The sequence below is a fragment of the Aeromonas sp. RU39B genome, assembly GCF_900156095.1.
Lineage (GTDB): Bacteria > Pseudomonadota > Gammaproteobacteria > Enterobacterales > Aeromonadaceae > Aeromonas.
Genome location: NZ_FTMJ01000013.1, coordinates 1 through 15,518, shown reverse-complemented (window position 1 = coordinate 15,518; position 15,518 = coordinate 1). Strand labels below are relative to the sequence as shown.

Annotated in this window: 24 protein-coding genes and 1 tRNA gene; 1 reads left to right on the top strand and 24 read right to left on the bottom strand. The window is 57.8% G+C overall.

Annotated features, from left to right (window positions below; genetic code table 11):
- Window positions 1-11: 11 nt before the first annotated feature.
- Window positions 12-995: a hypothetical protein gene (locus tag BW958_RS16015; protein WP_076576822.1), complete on the bottom strand. Its 984-nt coding sequence runs from the start codon at window positions 993-995 to the stop codon at window positions 12-14.
- On the opposite strand from BW958_RS16015, the gene BW958_RS20555 reads away from it, so the two are divergent.
- Window positions 996-1,166, top strand: a complete 171-nt coding sequence (locus tag BW958_RS20555) for a hypothetical protein (protein ID WP_179078871.1) — start codon at window positions 996-998, stop codon at window positions 1,164-1,166.
- Between the two features lie 46 nt (window positions 1,167-1,212).
- Here BW958_RS20555 and BW958_RS20395 read toward each other — a convergent pair whose 3' ends face one another.
- From BW958_RS20395 to BW958_RS20810, 23 genes are all read right to left on the bottom strand, one after another.
- On the bottom strand, window positions 1,213-1,410 hold the full coding sequence (locus tag BW958_RS20395) for a hypothetical protein (RefSeq protein ID WP_143233114.1): 198 nt from the start codon (window positions 1,408-1,410) through the stop codon (window positions 1,213-1,215).
- Window positions 1,377-1,640 (bottom strand): hypothetical protein, encoded by a 264-nt coding sequence (locus tag BW958_RS16010; protein WP_143233113.1) that lies wholly within the window; start codon window positions 1,638-1,640, stop codon window positions 1,377-1,379. The genes BW958_RS20395 and BW958_RS16010 overlap by 34 nt, the downstream gene beginning before the upstream one ends.
- A 46-nt stretch (window positions 1,641-1,686) precedes the next feature.
- A tRNA-Thr gene (locus BW958_RS16005) sits at window positions 1,687-1,762 on the bottom strand.
- A gap of 179 nt (window positions 1,763-1,941) precedes the next feature.
- Window positions 1,942-4,146: a portal protein gene (locus BW958_RS16000; protein WP_083687376.1), complete on the bottom strand. Its 2,205-nt coding sequence runs from the start codon at window positions 4,144-4,146 to the stop codon at window positions 1,942-1,944.
- 4 nt (window positions 4,147-4,150) lie between these two features.
- Window positions 4,151-5,704 carry a TerL gene (locus BW958_RS15995; protein ID WP_076576819.1) on the bottom strand — a complete coding sequence of 518 codons (1,554 nt, stop codon included), beginning with the start codon at window positions 5,702-5,704 and terminating at the stop codon, window positions 4,151-4,153.
- Window positions 5,694-6,275 (bottom strand): hypothetical protein, encoded by a 582-nt coding sequence (locus tag BW958_RS15990; RefSeq protein WP_076576817.1) that lies wholly within the window; start codon window positions 6,273-6,275, stop codon window positions 5,694-5,696. The genes BW958_RS15995 and BW958_RS15990 overlap by 11 nt, the downstream gene beginning before the upstream one ends.
- Window positions 6,272-6,784, bottom strand: a complete 513-nt coding sequence (locus BW958_RS15985) for a DUF2514 domain-containing protein (RefSeq protein ID WP_076576816.1) — start codon at window positions 6,782-6,784, stop codon at window positions 6,272-6,274. The genes BW958_RS15990 and BW958_RS15985 overlap by 4 nt, the downstream gene beginning before the upstream one ends.
- Window positions 6,785-6,794: 10 nt before the next feature.
- Window positions 6,795-7,352 carry a glycoside hydrolase family protein gene (locus BW958_RS15980; protein ID WP_076576814.1) on the bottom strand — a complete coding sequence of 186 codons (558 nt, stop codon included), beginning with the start codon at window positions 7,350-7,352 and terminating at the stop codon, window positions 6,795-6,797.
- Window positions 7,349-7,552, bottom strand: a complete 204-nt coding sequence (locus BW958_RS15975) for a hypothetical protein (protein WP_256702049.1) — start codon at window positions 7,550-7,552, stop codon at window positions 7,349-7,351. Before BW958_RS15975 ends, BW958_RS15980 begins: the two co-directional genes overlap by 4 nt.
- A 164-nt stretch (window positions 7,553-7,716) precedes the next feature.
- Window positions 7,717-8,154: a hypothetical protein gene (locus tag BW958_RS15970; RefSeq protein ID WP_076576813.1), complete on the bottom strand. Its 438-nt coding sequence runs from the start codon at window positions 8,152-8,154 to the stop codon at window positions 7,717-7,719.
- A gap of 41 nt (window positions 8,155-8,195) precedes the next feature.
- Window positions 8,196-8,831, bottom strand: coding sequence for a hypothetical protein (locus tag BW958_RS15965; RefSeq protein ID WP_076576811.1), 636 nt, complete (start codon window positions 8,829-8,831; stop codon window positions 8,196-8,198).
- Window positions 8,832-9,000: 169 nt separating this feature from the next.
- Window positions 9,001-9,612, bottom strand: coding sequence for a hypothetical protein (locus tag BW958_RS15960; protein WP_076576810.1), 612 nt, complete (start codon window positions 9,610-9,612; stop codon window positions 9,001-9,003).
- Between the two features lie 10 nt (window positions 9,613-9,622).
- A complete protein-coding gene (locus tag BW958_RS15955) occupies window positions 9,623-10,030 on the bottom strand; it encodes a hypothetical protein (protein WP_076576808.1) in 408 nt (135 codons plus the stop codon).
- The gene (locus BW958_RS15950) at window positions 10,027-10,266 is read right to left on the bottom strand and encodes a hypothetical protein (RefSeq protein WP_076576806.1); all 240 of its coding nucleotides are present in this window, start codon (window positions 10,264-10,266) and stop codon (window positions 10,027-10,029) included. Before BW958_RS15950 ends, BW958_RS15955 begins: the two co-directional genes overlap by 4 nt.
- Window positions 10,263-10,580: a Ref family recombination enhancement nuclease gene (locus BW958_RS15945; protein WP_076576805.1), complete on the bottom strand. Its 318-nt coding sequence runs from the start codon at window positions 10,578-10,580 to the stop codon at window positions 10,263-10,265. The genes BW958_RS15950 and BW958_RS15945 overlap by 4 nt, the downstream gene beginning before the upstream one ends.
- A gap of 88 nt (window positions 10,581-10,668) precedes the next feature.
- Complete coding sequence (locus tag BW958_RS15940; protein WP_076576804.1) at window positions 10,669-11,112, bottom strand: recombination protein NinB; 444 nt, start codon at window positions 11,110-11,112, stop codon at window positions 10,669-10,671.
- Window positions 11,109-11,645: a Rha family transcriptional regulator gene (locus BW958_RS15935; protein ID WP_076576803.1), complete on the bottom strand. Its 537-nt coding sequence runs from the start codon at window positions 11,643-11,645 to the stop codon at window positions 11,109-11,111. The genes BW958_RS15940 and BW958_RS15935 overlap by 4 nt, the downstream gene beginning before the upstream one ends.
- A 2-nt stretch (window positions 11,646-11,647) precedes the next feature.
- Window positions 11,648-11,821 carry a hypothetical protein gene (locus BW958_RS20550; protein ID WP_179078870.1) on the bottom strand — a complete coding sequence of 58 codons (174 nt, stop codon included), beginning with the start codon at window positions 11,819-11,821 and terminating at the stop codon, window positions 11,648-11,650.
- A complete protein-coding gene (locus BW958_RS15930) occupies window positions 11,818-12,102 on the bottom strand; it encodes a hypothetical protein (protein ID WP_076576802.1) in 285 nt (94 codons plus the stop codon). Before BW958_RS15930 ends, BW958_RS20550 begins: the two co-directional genes overlap by 4 nt.
- A gap of 131 nt (window positions 12,103-12,233) precedes the next feature.
- Window positions 12,234-13,646: a replicative DNA helicase gene (locus BW958_RS15925; RefSeq protein ID WP_076576801.1), complete on the bottom strand. Its 1,413-nt coding sequence runs from the start codon at window positions 13,644-13,646 to the stop codon at window positions 12,234-12,236.
- Entirely contained in the window at window positions 13,636-14,556 is a 921-nt protein-coding gene (locus tag BW958_RS15920) for a hypothetical protein (protein ID WP_076576800.1), read from the bottom strand. The genes BW958_RS15925 and BW958_RS15920 overlap by 11 nt, the downstream gene beginning before the upstream one ends.
- Window positions 14,553-15,191 (bottom strand): DNA cytosine methyltransferase, encoded by a 639-nt coding sequence (locus BW958_RS15915; RefSeq protein WP_372629949.1) that lies wholly within the window; start codon window positions 15,189-15,191, stop codon window positions 14,553-14,555. The genes BW958_RS15920 and BW958_RS15915 overlap by 4 nt, the downstream gene beginning before the upstream one ends.
- The coding region (locus BW958_RS20810) for a hypothetical protein (RefSeq protein ID WP_372629947.1) at window positions 15,188-15,518 on the bottom strand (331 nt) is incomplete at its 5' end. The genes BW958_RS20810 and BW958_RS15915, both read right to left, overlap by 4 nt.

Below are 15,518 nucleotides of genomic sequence, written 5' to 3'. Positions count from 1 at the left end.
TATCTCCTGAATCAGTATTTGCGCTGCGTCAGGCGCTTGTCGGCGTCGGCTGCGGCTCGGGTGAATACCGAGCTCTCATCCGATGTATCGACAGTGGCGCGCCCCTGGCTGCCGCCAAGAGGTGCCATGTCAGCCAGCTTGCGTTGACGCTGTGCGTTGCGTTGGGTTTGAGCTTGGAGCTGGGTGGACTTGTAGAGGGTCAGCACCACATCGGCATCCGTTGCGCTGTCAGAGTTGGCGATGCTTTGCACAGAGGGAGGCTGTTGAGATACCCACGCAGCAAAGGCCGGGCTGGTCACAATCGTGTTGGCATCGGGGTGCCGACGGATCAGCTCGTCAGTCTCGATGGCAACTCGCTCCTCATGCTGGCGCGCCATGGCCTGCTCATGCAGTTGGGCTACCGGCTCCTTTACCTGCGAGATGTCACCGCGCAGCTCTTCGCGCAGAGCAGTAGCAACGCCCTGCATGTGCTCGGCTATCTCGGGATAGTCCTCGCGCATAGCAGCAATGCGGCTTTCCAGTGCATCAAGTTGGCGATTGGCTTCCTGCCCATCACCTTGCTTGTCTGCATGCTGGATGCTCTTGATCTGCTCGTTGACCTGACGTTCCTTCTCGGCAAGCTGCCGCTGTGCTGCGGCGTACCGACCATTGGCAGAGCGGGCAGCCTGAGCTTCGCGCTCCCGGTCGGCGATCAGCGATTGCAAATAGGCGCGCTGCTCGGGAGTAGCATCACGGAACAGGTCATCATCACCGGACGCGGCGTGCTGCTCTGCAGCAGAGGCGGCCTCCTGTTGATGCTGTTCACTGCCGCCATCGTTGTCGGCGTGATGTTGCTCGTCGTGCTGCTCGTCGTTGTCTTGCGGCTCGCTGGTTGCGGGCTCACCACGCAAACGCGCGTCGGCGGCTGCGGATGCTTGTGCGAACACATCCTCATCGCGGCCTTGGGCGGCGACTTGGTTGGCATCTGCGGCGGCTTGGTCGTCCAGGTGATCCATGTGAAATCTCCAAAAAAAAAGCCCGCACAAGGCGGGCAACTGTCATCTACCGAGCTAATCGGCTGGTGTGAAATCTTTGATGAGCTTATCGAGCAGCCGGATCTGGGACCGGATGGCCTGCGTCTGCTCGTGCTCCATGTCTTGCTCGAGGTCGGACCGCAACTGCTGTAGCTGGTCTTGCAGGTGCCTCAGTACGGCATTGGTGTCTTGGCTGCGGCTAAGCACGGAACGTCTCCGTGAACAGATTGCTGACAGGGTAGCCGGCCTTGATCAGGCATAGCGCCATCTTGGCGCCCTGCTCTTTGCGTTCGCGGTCAATGCGAATGCGCTGATGGTTGGCCCACGGATTGAAGGCCACACCATAGCGGGCGGCAATTGCCGTCACCACAGCGATATGGGCAATGGTCTTTTCCATACTGCCTTGCCGTCATGCAGGTGCTCGGTATAACCGGCTTCAAAGATGTGCGCCGGAGACCAGCTCAAATACTCATCTTCGGTGCCCTTGTTGTAGACCACGAGATAGCCAGGATCGCTTGGGTTTTCGTTGGCAGGAATGGTCCATCCGCGCAGCTTGTTGTAATCGCCGCGACTCATTGGCTTGGCATGAACCTGCTTGTGGCAGTTGTATTTCTTAAGCTCGTCCACGGTGCTACCCCAATAAAAAACCCGGCACATGGCCGGGCTATGAATATGGTGCTGATTGCAGGAATCGAACCCGCGGCATCCTGCTTACAAGGCAGGCGCTCTACCTACTGAGCTAAACCAGCGAATCGCCCTTGCCCTGCCTGACGGAAGTGCTTGAGCAGGCCCTTAACCCCGGGTCGGGAGATGGGATCACCTCCTTGTCCAGATTGCGGGCGCCAGAAACGCAAAAACCCGCACAAGGCGGGTTGATGGGACTCTGGCAGTCTTGGAGTTATTTTGTGCCACCTGCCGGAAAAGTCAACTACTCGAGACCGTAATTCCCTGTCGGCGGCATAATCTGCTTCATCTTCACTTCGGCCATAAACTTCTGGGTGTCGTGGGTCTGCTGCTTGTCCAGCTTCTCCAGCTCAACCATCAGCTGCGCCTGGGTCATCTGCTTGGCCTGTGCCAGCTTGAGCAGCTCAATGCGCTCGCGGCGCTGACTGTCCTCGTGCTGCAGCTGCATAGTGGCCAGCTTGTATTGGCTGGAGAACTCCAGCTCCTGCTGCTTGAGCGAGGCCTGCATCTGGGCCATTTGCAGGGCTGCTGCACTCTTCATCTGCGCCAGCTGGGTTTCGTGTTCGAACTTAACCTGTGCCAGCTGCTGCTCCATCTGCAGCTTGATGAGCGCCGGATCTTGCTGGCCAGACTCCTGCGTCTTCTTGATAGCCGCCTCGTACTCATCCTTGCTGCGAAGGATCTTTGCCGCGTCAATGTGCATGGACTGGAACAGCGTGGCCATTGCATCGTATTCATTGAACATCGGCGCAAACTTGGGGTTCTGGCTGTACTTGTCCAGTATTTGCGTCAGCTGGGCTGTCTGGATCTCCTTGACCAGCAGCGCACTGGTGCCTCTGGCCTGCACTTCAAAGTCGCCTTTGATGGCGGCATCCTCGCCGAACTGCATGTTCCAGTTGTAGAAGCGCCTGATCATGGGCTTGGTGATGTTGTCGTCATACTCCTTCACCTGCTGTCGGCGCACGGCGTTGGCCGCGTTCATCAGCATCGACATGCCACCCAGCGTTGGCGTTACCTGCCCCTGCTCACCCTGGCTAATCATCGGCACACCTGCCTCGCGGTCGAGTAGCGATAGCGCCAGCTGCAAAATGTTCGCCATCTCACTCTGGCGTGAGTCGAAGTGGAACACGCCAAACGCCTTCTGCACCTCAGCCCACTGTACGTTCGCGTCCATTTCCCACACTTTGAACGGGGTGGCCTCCCAGTTGCCATCGCTCGGTGTGATGAGTCTCTTGTTTACCACGACCTGCGGCCCGACCGTCTTGGCGGCATTATCCAGCATCGCCCGCCACGCTGAGTTGATGATCCGCTGCGGGTGGCGCATCAGGTACGGCATCGACAGGCCAAATATACTTCCCTCGTCCGGCTCGCAGACGTAGACGGAGTAGGGCCACTCCATTGTATCCATGGGGTTGATGGTCACTTTCAGGATCACGTCACCCGAGAAGATGATAACGCCATCAACCTCGCGCTCCTCAAGCTCGCCAATCTCGACCCCGGCAACCTTCATCACATCGAGCGGAACAGGTCCATGGTAGGTCCAGACTTCATAGCGAGAATCCTGATTCGTGGGGTTCAGTCCGCACAGATAGCGGATCTGGTCTACAAACTCGGCGTAACGAGTGCGGGTAGTGGATGGGTCTTGCGCCAGCAGCTTCTCCACCTGATCAGGTATGAAGCCCATACTTTCCAAATTGAGCAGCTTGCGTAGCTCCTTCTTAGTCATGTACTCCCGCTCGTAGACAAATTCGCAGTCGGCAAAGCGGGTGGCGCTCATATCCGGCACGAAGTCCCACGGCAGCACACAGCGAGCCCCTGGCTTGAGGTCTTTCACTATCTCGACGGACCACGAGCCATCCTCACCTGGCAGCCACGCCTGCTTGATGGCGCTCTCAACGATCGGGCCCTTGAGAATGCCAGTGCCGATCTTGGCTGCGTAGTGCAGCATACGGCGCGATTCAGCGTTGTAGTCACAGGCAACAAGCTGATCGTCAATGGTCTTTTCCATGGCGGTTGCCGCTGCTTGTGCGGCGGCCAACGTCCGCACCGCCATCTGTGCTTCGGTTGTCGGTTGCTGCTCACCACCCATACCGCCTTGCACTTGCTTGGCCAGCATAGACAGTCTGGGGGTAGGTGACGGCGCGATCCCGTAGTTCTTGTCATCGACCGGGAACAGCATATCCCCCATCTGGGACGCCCACGCATCGGTTTTCTCACGGGTGATATTGACGTAAGCCTGAGACTTCTTAGCATCTTCCAGCTCTTTGACAAAGCTAGGTTCGTACTCACCGCGATACTGCCTCAGATCCTCCAGCCAGCGCTGCTCCACCAGACTGCGCTGCTGCAGCTGGTGTTCTAGATCTCGAAAGCGGCTGACGCCGAAGATATCAAGGGGCGAGAGCTGCTCCACCACCTCACCTGGCAGTGTAATTTCAGTCGGGTTGTTCATGGGGTCAGTATCCTGTTACAGAGTCGGCGGCGCGCTGCGCTGCCCTTGTGGCGTTGCTGGTGATGGTCTGCTTGCGGTCCCTCTCCGGCATGGCGCCCAAGCACAAATACTGGGATGCGTCAGCCGGGTGGGAATACTGGTTCTTGTCTGGCTGCTCGGTGTACTTGGTGGCGCCTGCCACATTGAGCTGCTTGTACTGGTATCCGGTCTCGTAGGCTTTGATGATGACTTTGCAGTGTGGGCTGATAAGCAGAGCTGGCTGGCCCTTACCAACAAGCCGGGACATCCACCACCGAACACCCTCAAGGCGTGCCAGCAAGTTGTTGGTGTGGGCAGGCTCAGCTGGCATCCCCTTATTGCTCAACACCTCAAAGCAGGTTGTTTCATCTGCCTGACTGCGCCCTACCCCTGCCGGATCTCCCCAGATGGTGAACTCCATGTTGGCGTACCGGCTGGTCAGCAATGGCGACAGCTGCTCATCAATGAACCGCTCCACCCCCATGCCTGTGGCCACCACTTCATCGAGGATGCGCAGCTGCCCGAAGGCGGTGATTTGGCCGATGATGGCTGCCGGGGTAAGCCCGAAGTCCATGCCGATGACGATGGGCAGCGACTTGATGGGACCGAGCTTGTCCTTGGCGACGTGAAGATCGCGATTGAAGTGGTCGATAAAGACCGGCTTGCCGGTGGCCACGGTGGCAAAGCGGTTGCAGATACGCGAGCGAACCCAGTTCAGCGTCTTGCCGCCGAGCTGGTCAAACCAAGCGTCATACCCTTTCTTGTTGTTCTTGACGTTCTCGGCCTTGGGGTTGGCCACGAAGCGGCGCCCCAGGTAGTCACGAAAATAGCCGGCATCGATAAGGGCTTGCAGGTCTGGTGAGATAGGCGCCCCTGGGGACACCTCTACCAGCGCCCCCGGCTGCTCGTAGAAGCTCCAACCGATCGGCTTGAGGGAGTTGCCGTCGTCATCCTGTCCGAACTCGAAGGTGTGCCACCAGTGGTCTTCATCCGGCGAGTTGGTATCCATAATAAGGCCGCACCACGTCGGGCCGCCGTCCTTGCCGGATGGGTAACGCGCCTGCACCGCCCGGCTCGCTGCTTCGTTGACGATGTTCAGATCAAGAAACTGGGCCTCGTTAATCCAGACGCCTGTCATCTCGAGCGACAGCATCTTGCGAATATCCTTGGGCCGGTCCATCGACAGAAAGAAGAACTCAGCTTCAATAGTCGTGCGGCCGTCAGGATGGGGAATGCGCATCATGCCGACGATCGGGGCGTCGAACTTGATGGGGCACACTTCCTCCGGGATCCAGTCCTGAAAGGTCTTGATAACGGTCGCTTTTAATTCACCGTAGGTATTGCGGATGCAGACCCAGCGCGTTTTGCGCACGCCGTCGCTGTTGGGCGCTTGATTGATGGACACGTCCAGCATAAACATCACGCAGCCAACCGATTTACCCGAACCAACCGGCCCGCGCACGGCGGCGATCATGGGCCGCTCGCGGTGAATGGCCTCAAATGTCGGGCTGGGCTTGTAGGTGATGGTCCTAATCTCCATCGCCCTTCCCGCCCTTGTTCATAAAGCCCAGGTTCCACAACACCTGAACCCCGGTGTTCTTGCCCTTTTTCAGTAGCTCGTACTCGATGCGAGCCTTGTCGGTGAGAGCACGATCCTTATCGGCCTGTACCTTCTTGGCCTCGGTGCTCTCTACGATGTAGGGGATCTCCACGATAGTCTTTTCAAGCTGCACGATACGGCCGAGCACGTTATCCATAGCTCGGGTAGTGGAGTTGTAGAGCTTGTAGAGGTCCATGCGCTGCTCTACATCCAACTGGTCTTCCGGCAACTCAAGGTCCTTGGCGATGCGCCCAAGCGTGAGCACCCCATTACGAAACCCGCAGCGCATGGCAATCAGCTCGTCGGTCAGGTTGGCGCGCACCGCATCCTCGATCACCTCATCGGGGAAAAACTTGGCGTACACCCCATGAGACTTGCGCGGCTGCTGCACCTTTGCGTCGCGCGGCTTGGTTGTCTGCCTGCGGTGCTGACGCTCAGGGTTCAGCGCATCCTGCACAACACTGGCGGAGCGACGCGGTGCGCGCTTTTTTTTCGGCTTGTCGTCAGTCATTGGCTTTTCTGCAATGCGTCATAGGCCCGCTCGCAGGCTAATCCTGCGCTTCGAGCTTGGTCATAAGCTGCTGCCAGCTCTCCCGCTCGCTTGTCAGCCCGGCCGAGCAGGTCGGCGAGCACCACGGCAGTGGCGTCGGCTGCCTGGCCACTGATGGCAGCACCGGTATTGCCGGAGCACTGACTTGCTCTTGCTGCCAAGCGCTTGGCTTGCTGCTGCAGGCGCTCAGAAGCAGCATCAGCAGCAGCGGCATCAGTCTTTGCGCGAGCGATTTGTTGTTCAGCATCTTGTCTCACCTTCTCGATGTCGGATTGGCGCCGCAGCTCTACAGCTCTCACCTTCTCCAGTGCCTCGGCCTTAGCAGTGGCCAATGCCAGCGCCTGCTTGTTCCACTTGCCCTGCCACTCGAGCTCGGTGGAATTGACGCCACGATGGTGGCCATAACCATACGCAGCGCCCACGAGCACAACTCCCAGCGCATACGGGATAAAGGGACGAAAATCAGTCATGGATTCCTCGTTATTCGAGGCCGCCGAGCGGCAGATCCTTGAAGAGCAATTTGGCCTGAGCCGGGGTCAGTTCGTTGCGACAGAGCGAACGCTCTATCTGGCGGCGAGTCCAAATTCCATAGCAGCCGCTTGAACTCTTAGAGCAGTCGGCTCGTTGATTACGCACCATGGAGAACTTGAACAGCAGGATGGCGTCACAGGCCTGCTCGCGCTTATTGGCTTTGAGCTGGCGCATTGCCGTTGAAGAAGCGCAGGCGCCGGTACCCACGTTGTAGCAGAGGTCGGTCATAGCCAGTATGACGTGCCCGGGTAGTTGATACGGCACAGTGGCCAGCGGCTGGCTGTGGGCCTCTATCTCACCGGCCTTGGCTCTGGCACACCATTCAGGTGTAACCGTCATACCGGGAGTGACGCCCTTGGTGATACCGTCACAGATAGTCCAGACCCCGCCAGCATCTTGGTATGATGTCAGGAGCATCCGACCAGACGACTCCAATTGCCCAATCATGGATGCGGCCAGCAGCATCAGCGACGACCCGACAGCCACGGTATTGCGAACGGCTTTCATGGCTGCTTAGGCTTGATGATGTTTGACCACACGAACCAGCCAGCCTGAATGACAATCCAGCACAATGTGGCTACAAGCACCCAATCATTAAGGCTGTATCCCGCCAGCGTCATCCCCGACACCACAACTGGGGGGCCGGACTTGGCAACACCCCCGGCCACCGCTGCTGCAGCCATCTCGCTTTTTTCCTGCACTGACATACCCGACCCCGCCAACGAAAAAGCCCGCACAGTGGCGGGCCAGAAACGAAAAAGGCCAGAGTCGTGAAACTCTGGCCATGTTGTGTAGATTTTGTGCCACGCCGCCGTAAATGGCAAGGCTAAAAGCACATTTTGGCTGCCGTCGGGTTATTGGCGGTTTGGTGCTATAAGCTCGCTTTACAATCCTCGATCATATCCATTAGCGACCCGGAATTGCGCTCATGAGCCCAGAAGATGCGAACCACTTCAAATACAGCTAACTGCTCAATCTGGCTTAGTCCGTGAATTGTGCGCACAGCTGCAGCGTCATCATCGGACAGAGACTCGATAGATATAACGCCGAGATCATCCATGATGTCAGATGCCAGGCGCATGGGAGCGCTCGGTCGCCAGTCGAAGAAATGGCCGGAATGCGCATTGAGCAGCAGATTCCATGCGCGCTCGTTAAGCGCTGGAATGTTACTGCGATACAATGAGCGCAGCGTCTCCACCGCCCCGTTCACGGCGGCAGACCAGCGCGGCTCTCCCTCTTCCTGCTTATGCCTTGCATTGATGTAAGCCACTGTATCGTCGCTCAGCATCACGGATTTTTTAAGCCCCATATAACCCCCGGAATAAGGCCGCGCATGGCGGCCACCTGTTATTAGAATTGCTTAACCATTGCCTGGATTACTGACTCACCGATCCCAGTGAGCTTGGATATTTCCCACACATTACGGCCATCGCGCCACAGTGACTTAATCTCAGCTGACTGCTTCTTGGTTGGCTTGGCAGGGGTGATAGAGAGATGGATTTTTTCAGCCAACTGATGGCTGATATTGATACCCATAGCGTTATACGCATACGCCTCAACGCCATCGGGTGAGCTGGAGTTTTCACCCATCCACTCCACAGCCGCGCTATCTGTGATGGCGTCGATGATAAGGCCTGGAATGCGCGCTATTTTATCCAGCATGTCCTTCGCCCACTCTGTGCGAGTTTTCCGGGGAATGCTGAACATTTTGTCATACTCAGATGCGCTCATGTCTGCATACATACAGACACTCTCAAACTTCATCATGTCATCTGTTGACAGGCGCACGCCATCGACCTCTATCCAGCTGCCACCACACCCGATGTTTCCATAGGCGTCCATCATGTGACGGCGATGATCTGGCAGCAAAGTCATTGCCTTAACCAGATTGCGGGGGCCAGTTGCCCATTCATACCGAGTATGATTTTCACCGGCATGTATGCTGGCGATACCTGAATCAAGGCGGGTGATGATCTTGATGGTCATGATGTCTCTCCTAATCCCTGCTCCCTCCCGACAATCGGTGGGCTGCTTGGGTTTGCGTTGACTACAACTCAAACTATATTCGCACTCAGTGCGAATGCAAGCGAATTATTTAAATTTGTGACAAACATCAAAAAGGCGCCACATGGGCGCCCTTATCGCAATACCCCACTCACGCCGCCTTAGCCATATCCAGATAGCGGTGATACTCCTTCACGGCATCGCCGTAGCAGTGCTGCAGCTCCTGCTCGGCCTGGCGCTCTGCTGTAGTCAGCAACTCCGGTGAGGCGATATAGCCAGAGTGACAGTTCGGGCAGGCATGCGGCTTGGGCTTTGTCAGCTCACCGGTGCCAGAGCATGCCGGGCAGCGCCCTCCTTCCGTGTCGCGCTGGCACCGCATTTCGATGAGCGCGCGCACCCGTGCTGCGTTGTCATGGTCCCCTTGTAGCTCCAGCTCACGCGCCCGCTTTGCCTCCCGGCGCCCATACGGATGATGGCGTTTGTAGAGTCGCAGCATGCGCTCTGGTTCGCACAACATGCCGGCCATGCTGAGTACGGCTCGCGGCGGATAGGCGGCGATAAGCTTGCGAAGGGCAATCATGTCCCCCAGATGCCGTGCTCTGAGCACAGCCACACCGATGGGGTGAGCGCGCTCAGCATGCGCCAGTGCGGCCAATGCTTCATCGCGGCCGATGCCATCGCACGACTTCGTGAGGCGCTGGCTATCGGCTTCGGCTGATACCGCTTTGGGTGCATGGATCTTGATCAGGAATTCGATGCTCATGGATAGGTCCTCATTTGTTATGGTTCGAGAAGGCGCGGTTAAGCCATTCCCGCATTTGGCCGTTCTGCACTTGCTCTGGCGTCACCTCAATGACAGTCCAGCCCAGCAAGGTCGCCTCGTTCATCTTGGCTCTGTCCCCTACGAATCCGGCGCCACGAGTGTGGCGACCACCGGAGTGGATGCCACCATGTACTTCGAGCGCAATCATCTGCACCGGCCAGGCAAAATCCATGCGCCACTTGCGCTTGGGGTGGAACAGTAATTCAGTGGCAGGCTCAGGCAGCCCATGCAGCTGGGCCAGCACCTTGCTGTGCAGGTTGTTGAACTGCTCAGCCTTGCGCACCTTGTTAACGGCCTGCTTGGCCTTGGGGTGCTTGTCCAACAGGCGTGCGGCGTCGAGAGCTGATAAGTGAATCATGCGAGGTAGCTCTCCATAAAACTGACCTTGGCATCTTCGAGCTGGCCAAGAAGGTTAAACGGCTGATGCCCATTAGCCACCGCTCTTGTACAGGTGCCATCATGATTCACGGTCACGATCAGGCAGTTGACGATCTCGCCGCGCCTTGCGCTCTCCAGCATCTCCTCAAGGGTGGCGACGACATTGGCGCCGCTCTCCTTTTTGACCTCGCTCAGACTGACAACCTTGTCGCTCATGCTGCCCTCCCGATCGTGTTCTTGCGCAGCTCTGCTACTTCCCGGGCCACCTGCTCCAGCAAAGAGGATTCAGTACCGTGCTCCTCCTGCCAGCTCTTTGGCGCGGCGTGGAATCCGGTGGGGTAGCAAGCGCGGTGGTGCCGTGGGCACAGTGGCAGCACTCTGGTGTGCTCTGCACGCTGGGCCATACCCTGCCCGCTGCGGACGTGGTGGATCTCGGCGAGTGATGGCCCCAGCCCCGCATTACGGCAGGCAATGCAGCCAAGCGAGGCGACGTCTGATAGATGTTGGCGCTCAGCCTTGGTCTTGCTCATCACGCCGCTCCCGCATTGATAACAACCAGACCCGCCAGGGCGAGTGCCAGCATCAGCGACAGCGACAGAAGAAATAAAAACAGGCGAATCATGCCGCAGCCCTCCCATAGCTGGCCACCCAGTCGAAGCCGCGGCGGGATTCATCCCCGAACTGCACGCCCTGCTCTGCGCCGAAAGCCTGCGCCAGCTCGATCAGATCGCGCATCTCGCGCACGGTCATCTTGGATGTGGACTGCCCCAGCGCCACAAAGCCGGTGCCGTCAATATTCGGTACCACGGATTGTTTGTAGAGCGCGGCGGAGAGGACGATTTTCCACTCCTCCTTGGAGAGCTTGCGGCCGTGCCATGTAACCTGGTTGGCAATGTCGGTCATGACGGCCCAAAACAGAGCGTTCTGGGCCAGGCTGCGGGTCATCTCCTTGATTTCGATGACCAGCGGCCGATCCTGGTCAACCGGAAGGCTTGCTACCAGCTGGCAGGCGCGGTCGCGGACGTTGGCTGAACGCAGGAACATCTTGGGGAAGTTGCTCATGCTGCCTCCTCCCCGATCAGGTTCAGGCACAGCTGGAGCTTGGCGTGGATGGCTGCCTGCTCTTGGCTCAACGCATGCTTTTCGATACGGCGGCGGGCCAGCCCTTGGCCATGCTCAGTACCTTTAGCAACGGACACCGCCTCTCGGCGGGCGAAGTCGTGCTGCCAGTGAGTAAGCTCATGGGTGGTGCGGATCTTCTCGGCCATCCAGTTGAAGGCAAGGATGTACAGCTCCTTGAACTGGGCGGCCTGCTTGCCAGTGAAACCCATCACGAGGAAGACCATTCCGTCTTTGGTTAGGCTGTAATACTTCAACGGCTTGCCGTTTTGTAACCCACTGTTTTCAAAGCAAACCTTAAAATTGAGTTCTGCAAACTCATCACTACATTCAAGGTTTTCAATAGCGGCCAGCACGTTGTCATGTCGCTTACCAAACAGCTCGGCGACTTGGCGTGAGGTGGTGAACACCTCCCCGTGCTTGGCGATCACCAACTCGCGGAATTGGGCCTCTTGGGCCTTTGTCAGGTTGCTCATCCTCACCCCCGCTTGGCTTTGTTGCGGCGCTTGGCTGCGGCGCGCTGGCGATCAGCGGCCCTGTCATTGCGCGGATTGGGGTGGCAGTATGAACTGGACGGCTTGAATCCAGCAGGCAGGCACCACGTCGGTGCGCTGACAGCCAGTGCGGATGCGATGGCAGTAACAATTCTCATGCTGCCACCGCCTTAACGGCAACGGCCGCAGATGACGGGAACGGCTCGAGGCGATAGCGCCAGACTTGTGCGCCGTCGATAGTCTCGTGATGGGAGTGTTTAATCCAGCCGTGGCAGCACACCTCACGCAGGCGGGCACTGATGGCGGCTTGGGTGTCGGCTTTCTGGAAACGGCTCCAGCATTCGCGCTCGATCTCGCGCAGAGTGCGGTACTTGCCGTCACTCATGATCGCAATCACACGCCCTGTCTGGGTCGCCGTAGATAGATCTCGGGTAGTCATGGTTAGGTCCTCGTTTCGGGTGGTTCCCGTTGGGTGGTTAGCCCGTCAAAGCAGGGTGGTTAGCCCTGAGCGCTGTCTATCAAATCACGGAAAATTTGGCAATGCGCCAGTGTGCAAAACCAAATTTAAATTTAGTCATCCCATCCGCCTTTCTTGCCCTTGCCCTTTGCACTATCCATTTCGGCCAGATGGGTACGGCGTGCCACCTCGTCCTGGCTGATTGATCCCATCACCCCCTTGCCGAACGAGGCGTAGGCAGTGCCTGTGCTGCCGCCACGATGCAGGCGCACGATCATCTCCATCAAGCCAGCTAGCGGAGACTGCTCGTTGTAAACCTCGTCCCGATACAGACCAATCCAGATGTTACAATCTTGCTCAATTTGCCCCGTGTCTCGGCTGTCGCTCGGCATAGGGCGCTTGTCGGCGCGCTTCTCAAGCTCTCGATTGAGCTGGGTCAGCATCAGTACTGGGCACTGCAGCTCCTTGGCGAGGTTCTTGAGGCCCTTGGTGATATTCCCGTAGGCCAAGTCATTGCGCTCTGCCTTCTCGGCTTTCATCAGCGTCAGATAGTCCACGGCCACCATGCCGATCTGGCCAAACTCGCGGCGCAAGCGCCGAGCCTCCGCGCAGATCTGCTGCAGGCTCATGCTTGGCTGGTCGGCAATGTGCAGCTTGGACATACCCAACTCGGCAATAACCGCATAGGCCTTGTCCATCTTGCTCTGGTCTGACGCAGAGTGAAGATCAGTTCCACTCACGCCAGCAGCCTGAGAAAGCATTACCTCCAGCAACTCGACTTTGGTCATCTCCAGCGAAAATGCCAGCACAGGCTGTTTCCTGACCAGTGCAACATGGTTGCAGACCGCCGCCAGGAACGTAGTTTTCCCCATCTTTGGCCGAGCGCCCACGGCGATCAGCGCTGATTTGCTGATCCCAGTTGGGTAGAGCAGCTCATCCAGACCCTGAATGCCGGTCGTAAAACCGGTTACCTCACCTGGTTTGCGAGTCAGTCGCTCCTCCATCAGATCGCACCACTCCTTGACGATCTCGCTAGCCGGCACAGCCAGCCCGACCACGCCGCCAGCCCGCTTTGTTTCAATCTCAGAGATCAGCGCACCCATGGCTGAAAACCTCTCGTCGGTGCTGCTGAACCCGGGCTCCATCATCGCCTCAATGGCATCCTGCAGCTTGCCGATGGCAAAGCGTCGCTCAGACATCTGGCGCACAATGGAGCCGTAGGTCACTACGTTGGCCGCACTCGGGGTGTTCTTGGCCAGCTCAATCAGGTAAGGCATTCCGCCAATTTCCTCGATCCCCCCGTCCTCCTCGATGCGCGCATTGAGCGTCATCAGGTCAACCGGTTGGCGAGCCGCCATCAGGCTGGCGATCGCGCTGTAGATAATCCGGTGCGGCCGCGAGTAGAAATCCTGCTCACTCAGGTTCAGGTCGTGATACGCATCGCTGCGCAGCATCAGCCCGCCAAGGACAGACTGCTCAGCCTCGAAGCTGTGCGGTGGCACATAGCCCATCAGCTCATTCGTCATTGAATCGGCCCTCCCTCACGCCCAGGTAGCACTTCTCGGTGATCAGAAAATCCAGGTTCTTTGGCTTCCACTGCGACTCACCATCGCGCCGAGGCCGACTCTCGCACATCCAGCGGCAATGCGTCGCAATGTGGGTCAGGTAGCTGCGCCAGCGCTGCTCAGTGAATTTGAACTTCGACCAGAAGTTGCGGATCTTGGTCCTGCGGCCATCAGTCAACTCACGAACGCCAGGCATCTCTGGCAGCACTTCGTGATAGATATCCACGATGGTCTGATAGGGGGTATTCGGAGATTTCGTTTTGCCGGCTGTTGTTGGGGTGTCAGCGCAAGCTGATGCCCCCTCAGTATTGTCTTTTATATTGTTATTATTGTTATAGTCTTCGGCATGTAATTCGGCAGGTAAATCCGCGCCGCTGATTTGGTGATCACCTCCAAACACCTGTTCTGGTGCGGCCTCAGAATCCGCGCCATATTCCGCGCTAAATATTTGCGATAATCCGCGCTGATAAGCGTCAAAATTGAGCAATGTTACGATGGTGTAACCGTGCTTTCCGCGAGCCCCAACGCAGCTGATCGCGCCATCTTCCCTGAAGTATTCCAGCGCCCTGCGCGCCTGATCTTCAGAGATGCCACACTCCTGCCCAAGGCTTCTTGCAGAGCACACCAGTTGCCCTCGAGTAAGCTGAATACGCTTGCCAGCAAACTGCACTGTGCGTTGCTCATGGGCAACCTCAAGGATGAGGTGGAACATTACGGACTTTTTGGCAAGGTCTCGGTACCACGCAGCACTCTTCATGCTGCGATAAAACAGGCGAAAGCCGGTGCGCGCATTCTCATCCACATTGCTCCCTCTGCTAACGGGTTTGGATGCTGGCTCGGCAGCACCAGGGAATTTGATAACTGTGTTCATGCTGCCTCCTCATCAACACAGGGAAGGCTGATTTCAGACAGGTGCAGAGCTATACGCTTTCCAATCCATGCCATGCACGGAACGGCCATTGAATTGCCGATCGCCTTGTAGCGCGGTCCGTCTGCTGCTGGCTTGCCGCGATATGGCACATCGGTATGGCAGTCTGGAAACCCCTGCAGACGCTCGCACTCTACAGGCGTCAGGCGGCGGACTGCCATTGCTGTAGCAACCGCAGGAGGAGCGCCTGCATTGGCATGGCTGTCGGCGTGTCCGCATGCTCTAAGCGTCGGAGACATGTCCTCAGACGCATCACCACCACAGTCCTTTGAGCTGAATGCCACCGGCACAACAGGTCTCACCTGCACCAACTCATCCCAGTTGTTGGCAGCGAATATGACGCGTTGATCGTGGTCTTTGATGCTGTTGTATTTGGCTAAAACAGCATTTTCCTGCCCCTGATTGCGGCCCAGCGTATGCGCCAGCTCGGTGTTGGTGTCTGGGTCTTGGGTGCCGTGGACGGTCATCACAGCCAGATCGGTAGCATCCTTGTAGTCTCTGGCCTTCATAGTGCTGGCAGTGCCATCGCAGGCGTATTCACCAAACGCCACCATTCTGAACGCTTCGGCTGGGATCAAATGTCCTGCTTGTCCTGCTTGTCCTTGGTTGTCGTCTGCACCACACGTTCCAACGCCGTTTGCAGTAAGGGCGGCAACGACCGAGCCCGTTTCTCGGCTCGGCGCAGAATCCCGGCGCAGGCCTTCGCGCTCAAAAAGTACCGCTGCGGGATCGAACCCCACTCGAGCACTTGCGACAACAAACACACGGCGACGCCGTTGGGCCACTCCGAAATATTGGGCATCGAGGACTCGCCACGCGACTGCTCTTTGGGGGCCAAGCACACAACCAGCGTTCGACCACCGCCCCCCTGGTGGGACGAGCTCGCAATCTTCGCCGGCAAGGAG